The sequence below is a fragment of the Enterococcus sp. genome, assembly GCF_022711995.1.
Taxonomy (GTDB): Bacteria; Bacillota; Bacilli; order Lactobacillales; family Enterococcaceae; genus Enterococcus_D.
Map to the genome: position 1 here is coordinate 24,312 of NZ_JALAHI010000108.1, position 6,445 is coordinate 30,756.

Here is a 6,445-nt window from a genome sequence, read left to right on the forward strand (position 1 = left end):
TAGCTACACCGCCCTTAATCGTTTATCTGCTGTAGTTACGAACTTAAATGCGAATCCTTTTGAGTTTTTGAATAATCGAGATACTATTCTTTCTCCATATGCGTTCTTCATTTCTTTTCCAGTCAAATTTGTAGTTAAAATGATCGCCTGATTTTGACGAGCTTCTAAAATCGAGTTCAATGTGTCATTATTGAAATTCGTGCTACTGCTATAGGTAGTTCCTCCTAGTTCAGACCCCAAATCATCTATCACTACAAGATCGGCTGTTTTAATGTCTTTCATAAGTGAACCTTGAATTTCCTTTCTCAATTGCTCATCATTGAATGAATACTTGATTTGCTCCAACAATTCACGATAGCTAATAAACAGACATTTTTTGTCGTAATCTGACCGCTTAATAATTTCCCAAGTGGCAGCCATGGCTAGATGACTTTTACCACTACCTGACTTTCCATTCAAGGCAAGGTGTTTGGGTTCACCACTCAGTACAGCCTCTACAAAACTTTTTGTGATATTAACAGCGGTCTCTGTTTCCACATCAATAATTTTGTAATTATCAAAAGAACAGTCAAACAAAGATTTGTCGGTAATCACTGACCCAAGTTTAAAGAAATTGAGTGTTTTGTTTTTTAGGCTTTCGGTGTAGATGCGTTCCGTTTGAATATCTTCTTTGCGTTTAAGATCATAAAATCCGCATTTCATACACGTAGGCGCACATCGTTCCGAACCATCTTTATTTTTTGCACGATAGCCGTACAAGTTACCGCCGCACTCTGGACATTCGCCCCGTATAATAAGTACTTTTTCTATCAGAATCTGCATACCTTTAGCTATGCTCTCCATTTTTCACCTCAATCTATATAGGCAGATCATCATACTCATCTGAACCTGTATTTTGTAGTTTGTTAGTTCCGCTTGTTGTTCTAGGCTTGTCCTTTTGAGCCTTCATTTTCACAAAATGCTTTCGTAGACTTGAAGGTGACAAAACAACAGTGCTCCAAAATTCATGTTGAGAAGCCCACATAATCATTTCTTGAACTTCTTTTCCTGATCGTTTGTCTGCTTCAATTGTTAAGCGGATGGTATTTGCCCACTTGTCTAGATCAGGTTCTTTTATCTCCTGATTCTTTCGAATGAGTTTGAGTAAAGTCTTGGCCAAAATTTTATTTGGGTCATCGTCCGCATAAACGCGCTTTTTGCGTTTGTTGCGAGGATTATTATTATTCTTTTCATTCTTATCATTCTTATAGTTCTTGTTAGTTGTTAGCTGCTTGTTAGTTGCTTGTGAGTTGCTTGTGACTTCCTTTGTTAGGTCAACGTCCTTGGACTGGTAAACCTCCCAATTGACAATGGTTATAAGCCTATTTTTGTTTGTTGGTTTGTTTGTTAGAAATTCGTATTTTTCAAATCTCTTTAGAGCAGTCCTTACATTCTGCATAGAGATCCCTTTACCGCATTTTCTTTTGATACTTTCTAGTGATGTGACGAATTGACCAGGACTAGCTTTGTAAGGTTCACCTTGCCATTCCCATTCTTTTTCCTCATGATTCGCCATAGAAAGAAGTGTGATCAATATGACTTTTTGCTCTGGTGTAGATTCTTGCCATATTGGTTTTTCGAGTAATTGGCGGTAAAGCTTTATCCATCCTCCGGTCATTTACTCACCACCTTACAAGTCGTTCATACTTGTAAATCCGGTTATTCGTTGATTTGCCCGGCAATACTCACAAGTTCCACAAGCATCTGGTTTTTCTTCACCCATTTTTATCCGTTGAATACGATCGATGTTGTCTCTTAAGTTGATTAACTCGAATGACATTTTGTCCTCGTCCAACGTGATCAACCTAGCCTCGCTAGGTGTTTGCTTAGAAACCCCTGCAATAAATGGAACAAACTCTTTTTTATACTGCTGTTTGAGTAATTCGCAATAAACAGCCATTTGCAAGACATACCCAAAATTTTCGATGAAGGTGCATCGTTGACCGTATATTTCATTCCATTCGCGCTTATGCATGTCTCGATTGGTTTTGATATCTACAAAATAGTCGTCGTCTAGATTTAAGCAATCAATTTTACCCTTCCACTCAACACCAAATAATTCGCCTGTTACTATCGTTTCTTTCTCACCTTGATACAGATTCATGAATGCCTCTTCTTGTTCCAGTCGTTTGATCATTTGCTCGGCTATCTTGAAATCTTTCAATAATCCGTATGGCTTCCTAGAAGAGAACATTTTCTCTTTATTCTCTTCTTTAAAGCGCTCATGTATTTCTGGCGATTCAAAATAAGTGTGAACGTAGTTACCGACTAACAAAGCAACCGGATCTGATATTGGCTCCCATTCACCTTTTAATTTAGCCAAAGCTGCTGCAGGACATTTCAAAAAATTCTTATACTGCGAAACTGACATATATTGCCAATCAGCTTCATTCGAGTAGTAGTTTTCATCCGTTAGAATTAATTTAGAATGGATATTCGTCTTCACTGAGGAGGTCATATTCGGCACCTTCCTCTCTGTCAAAGTTAGGAATAATCTCTGAGTCTCCTTGACTAACTTCGAGCTGTTCAGCTGCTGGTTTGATATCTTCCAAATCAGTTAGCTCTGTCTCAACAATATGAGCATCCTCAATTTCTGCATGATCAGGAATGTTTGTAATTCGTGTTTTTGGTTCAATAGATGCTTTCTCTTTTGGCTTCATCAATTCTTCAACAGATGATTCTTCTTCGACCGATTCAGCTTGTTTGATTCCCATTTTTTGTTGTAGCTTATTCTCGATTGCTTGAACTTTTATTGGTTCTGCGGGTTTGATTTCACGATCATCAAATTCATTTTCAAGCGTATCTTTTGCAGCTTGAACGAATAAATCATTGTCATTACTCGTATTGATTAATGCTTTCGCTGCTCGATTGATAACCGTACGCTTTGCCATTTCTTCTGGAAATTCTTTTTGTGGTCCGGATCCCTTCATTTTCGACTTAGCCCAACTTTGATCGATTTGTTTTTTTGTCATGACTGTTGTAGTTTCTTTGCCATTCGATAGTTTAATCACCACATAAGCAGCTTTAATTTCGTTGTCTAAGTTTTCGAATCTCGTTTCATGCTTCGTAACAATCATATTCGGACCATCCATAGCGACCTCGAATTCGTCGCCTTCTCGAACTACTACTGGAATAATTTCTGCCCCACCTGTTACACGATCAAGAACTGCCATTGTTCCAAAATATGAGCGCATAAGCTGAACTTTGTTTCCATACTTGATGAAATAGCACTGTTTTTTTGCTGGTGACAATCCTTGAATAACCATGTCCAGTAAAGCATTAGAGATAGAAGTCTTCATTTCTTGATTATTGGCAGCCATTTGCAGTAAATTTCCACCAGTGTTATTTGTTAGTTCAAAAAAAGCACTCTTCAAGGCATTTTGGGGGCTATAACTTGGTGGCATTTCTAATCCTTGATCTTTTAATCGATTCAGATTTCCAATCACTTGCTCATCTAATGAGCGCTGTGTTGCTAAAGTCACATCATTTGCCATATTTTAAATTCCTCCGATTTCAATTTTTCTGTAATTTTCGTTCACGTAATCCATGATTTGGTCCTCGTGAACTAGCCCTAAATCAGTTGTGTAGACTTTGTCACCGGCAAAAAGTGGTTCGCCTTTCCAATCAGATGCGATTGGTTCTGGATCAATTTCCGGTTGTTGACGAGCTCCTAATGAATCGAAATTATTCATTTTTTTCACCAGTGTAATAAAGCATTTTTCGCAATTCGGATTTCAGTTCTTCGATTCGTTTTTCAGTAGATTCTTGAACAGTTTTTCTGATTTGATTCTGGATGTCCGTGATACCTAAATCGTCTTCCAGTCGGATACGATACCATCTGTTGTTACCATTTTCTTGAAAGATTCCGCCTCCCATAAAATGAGTAGGGATTCCTATTTCAATATCAGACATCAATTCGTTGAGATTATTCAAAGCTGGGGCTTTTAAAGAAATCAGAAGATCTTCAGCTTCGTTTATTCGTTCGATGATGTGCTCCATTTTTAAAATTTGTTTTTTCGCAACCTCTTTTACTCCCATAAGATTCCCTCCTAAAATTCCCAAAATAGTTTGAATCGCCCATCTGCTTCAATAATGTGATCCACACCTTCTTCTCGTAGCTGAGCTAAAAAAGTCGGTGTCAATCCCTTACTTGCTGAGGTTATACTTGTTCTACCCATTCTTGCTGCAGTCAATACTTCACTAACAATTTTTTCTTGTGCGTTCGTTAGCATAGCGGTGTAAATATCGTCATTCAGTCCAGAAACGGAAATCATTTGAAATCACCTCGAATGATTTGATTTAAAATATCCGGAATGTCTTGGAGATCGTCTATTACGAATGTATGTGTATGTTTAGATGCCTCTTCTTCCTCAATATCAAATAAAGTTTTTAACAGCCGATGTTTTGAGCAGTCACAATCTAACTTGATTAATTCTTCTTTTACTTTGTTGTACTGTTCGAGAACAGCGATTGCGATAAGAGAATCACTTCCTACTTGTACGAATCCCATATCACCAGTAACATCCAGCGTTGCCAAAGATATACTCACATTTTCTTTCTGACATTCTTTTGCCAGTTCTTCGATTAAGTTTTGAATTTTTTCATTCATGTGTTACACTCTCCTTGAATAATTTGTTTTACTTGCTTACACTAGCTGGAACTGGTGTAGGCCCTTTTTGTATTTCTACAATTTTGGTTCCATCTGCTGAGAAGTACGTATGTGTTTCTACGCCTGCAAAGATTACAGTTGTGTGAATCACACGTTCTTCTTTAGATTCAATGCTTAGCGATCCAGCAGTCACACTTCTTGATTGCGTTGGTTCTTCTGTTTGCATGGAGACCTCCTCCTTCTTCGCATATTGGGCAAATCGAGCATCATTAAATTTTTGCATTGATTGCTTTGATTTCAAACTGGTAGTTCCGGGTTTTACATTGCTAGGAATCCTGCCCCCTTTTCTCAGATGACCAACTTTCTGAACCACTTGCGAATACTGCTTACCAGTTACTTTTGCTAATTCTTCGTAGTTCGATACATAACCATTTGAGTCAAATTCGATTGTATCTAATAAGATGCGTACGTCATCGTCCTGCCAACAACTTAACTTTTGAGGTTTGATCCTCCCGGAAGCTCTGAGTTTTGCGGATTTATTTGAACAAGACCCTTTTGATCTCCCTAGTGCTTCTCCTATTTCTTCATACGATGCTCCTTGCTTGTACATTGCTATCAATCGTTTTTCTTCTGCAACAGTCCATGGTCTGCCATCACTATCAAAAGCAAGTTCCTTTTTAACTTTCGGAAATTTACCATCCTTTCTCATGTCAGAGATTTTTTTCGTAACTGCCGAAAATGACCTTCCTAACTTCATTGCCAGCTGTTCCGCATTAATTACTTCATTTGTTTCTGCTAGCAATGCATTCTTTTGAACATATGCTAATTCCTTGGTAGTCCAGTTTTTCATTTTTTCTCACTTCCCTTCAAATTTTCTTCTCTTATAAGCAATTTCGTCGTACATGATCAGCCACCACATGATTGAAACCGGCAATGCAAGTTGTGCCCAGTCTGGTAACTGGCGATCATTAAACCAAACACCTAAGAAAAAGATCATGATGATAAATGCTGATCTCCGTAAACTTTTCAAAAAATCACCTCAATTCTATTTGCCGATTCAATCTATTTTGGAAAAGCAATTCTTGATACTGTCTAAGCTCTCTGCTGACTCCTTCCCGTTGTTGATCACTTAGTACACTATTTTTTTCATGCAAGAGTCGTTGCAGATCACTGACCTTTTCCTTAGCAAGGCTGTTAATGAGTAACTCTTGATCTAGTGAATACTCCATCAACTATCACCTCGAAATTTATTTGCGTCTTTCCATCTCAAGAACTGTTCAAACTTATCAATGTCAATCAATACATACCCCCCGGTTGGATTAATATATCCGGATCCAAAATCTTTATGCTGCTTGAATTCCGCTAAATATCTTTGAAAAGTGGCTGTACTTTTCTGTGCAAATCCGAAATATTCCATTGCTTGCTCTTTATTTGCAAACTTTTGAACGATGTTAATCACATTGACTTTAGAAATTTCCATTTCCGCGACCTCCCATCATTTGTTATTTAAAGAAAAAAGTGCGTTCTCTTTATTTAATCGTATAAACTCGTTTTTAGGACCAAAAAAAATATTTTCTGCAGGGATGCCATAAATTTCAGCAATTTTTTCTACATCTCTCTGCTTCATTTTTGATGGATCCTTCTCCCATCTAGACAGCGTTTCATGATGAACACCAAAGCATTTAGCAGCTTTTCTAACCGATAATCCAGCCATAACACGTGCTGCCTCTAAAGTAATTTTGAAAATCATTTTTTTCAACTCCTTTCCTGTGATACAACTATAGTACGAGTTTATAC

At 37.7% G+C, this 6,445-nt stretch carries 12 protein-coding genes; all 12 read right to left on the bottom strand.

What is annotated here, in order from left to right:
- Positions 1–3 precede the first annotated feature (3 nt).
- Complete coding sequence (locus tag Q0A12_RS10525; RefSeq protein ID WP_291292600.1) at positions 4–843, bottom strand: ATP-binding protein; 840 nt, start codon at positions 841–843, stop codon at positions 4–6.
- 13 nt (positions 844–856) lie between these two features.
- Entirely contained in the window at positions 857–1,657 is an 801-nt protein-coding gene (locus tag Q0A12_RS10530) for a hypothetical protein (RefSeq protein WP_291292601.1), read from the bottom strand.
- 12 nt (positions 1,658–1,669) lie between these two features.
- Positions 1,670–2,497, bottom strand: a complete 828-nt coding sequence (locus Q0A12_RS10535) for a PD-(D/E)XK nuclease-like domain-containing protein (protein WP_291292602.1) — start codon at positions 2,495–2,497, stop codon at positions 1,670–1,672.
- Positions 2,463–3,533 (bottom strand): RecT family recombinase, encoded by a 1,071-nt coding sequence (locus tag Q0A12_RS10540; protein WP_291292603.1) that lies wholly within the window; start codon positions 3,531–3,533, stop codon positions 2,463–2,465. The genes Q0A12_RS10535 and Q0A12_RS10540 overlap by 35 nt, the downstream gene beginning before the upstream one ends.
- 3 nt (positions 3,534–3,536) lie before the next feature.
- Positions 3,537–3,731: a hypothetical protein gene (locus Q0A12_RS10545; RefSeq protein ID WP_291292604.1), complete on the bottom strand. Its 195-nt coding sequence runs from the start codon at positions 3,729–3,731 to the stop codon at positions 3,537–3,539.
- Positions 3,724–4,077, bottom strand: a complete 354-nt coding sequence (locus Q0A12_RS10550) for a hypothetical protein (RefSeq protein WP_291292605.1) — start codon at positions 4,075–4,077, stop codon at positions 3,724–3,726. Before Q0A12_RS10550 ends, Q0A12_RS10545 begins: the two co-directional genes overlap by 8 nt.
- An 11-nt stretch (positions 4,078–4,088) precedes the next feature.
- The gene (locus tag Q0A12_RS10555; RefSeq protein WP_291292606.1) at positions 4,089–4,313 is read right to left on the bottom strand and encodes a hypothetical protein; all 225 of its coding nucleotides are present in this window, start codon (positions 4,311–4,313) and stop codon (positions 4,089–4,091) included.
- Positions 4,310–4,648: a hypothetical protein gene (locus Q0A12_RS10560; protein ID WP_291292607.1), complete on the bottom strand. Its 339-nt coding sequence runs from the start codon at positions 4,646–4,648 to the stop codon at positions 4,310–4,312. Before Q0A12_RS10560 ends, Q0A12_RS10555 begins: the two co-directional genes overlap by 4 nt.
- 28 nt (positions 4,649–4,676) lie before the next feature.
- Positions 4,677–5,498 carry a helix-turn-helix domain containing protein gene (locus Q0A12_RS10565; protein WP_291292608.1) on the bottom strand — a complete coding sequence of 274 codons (822 nt, stop codon included), beginning with the start codon at positions 5,496–5,498 and terminating at the stop codon, positions 4,677–4,679.
- A gap of 6 nt (positions 5,499–5,504) precedes the next feature.
- Complete coding sequence (locus Q0A12_RS10570; RefSeq protein ID WP_291292609.1) at positions 5,505–5,678, bottom strand: hypothetical protein; 174 nt, start codon at positions 5,676–5,678, stop codon at positions 5,505–5,507.
- Between the two features lie 198 nt (positions 5,679–5,876).
- Positions 5,877–6,128, bottom strand: coding sequence for a hypothetical protein (locus Q0A12_RS10575; RefSeq protein WP_291292610.1), 252 nt, complete (start codon positions 6,126–6,128; stop codon positions 5,877–5,879).
- Between the two features lie 15 nt (positions 6,129–6,143).
- Positions 6,144–6,445, bottom strand: a 302-nt coding sequence (locus tag Q0A12_RS10580; protein ID WP_291292611.1) for a helix-turn-helix transcriptional regulator, incomplete at its 5' end; no start/stop codon positions are given.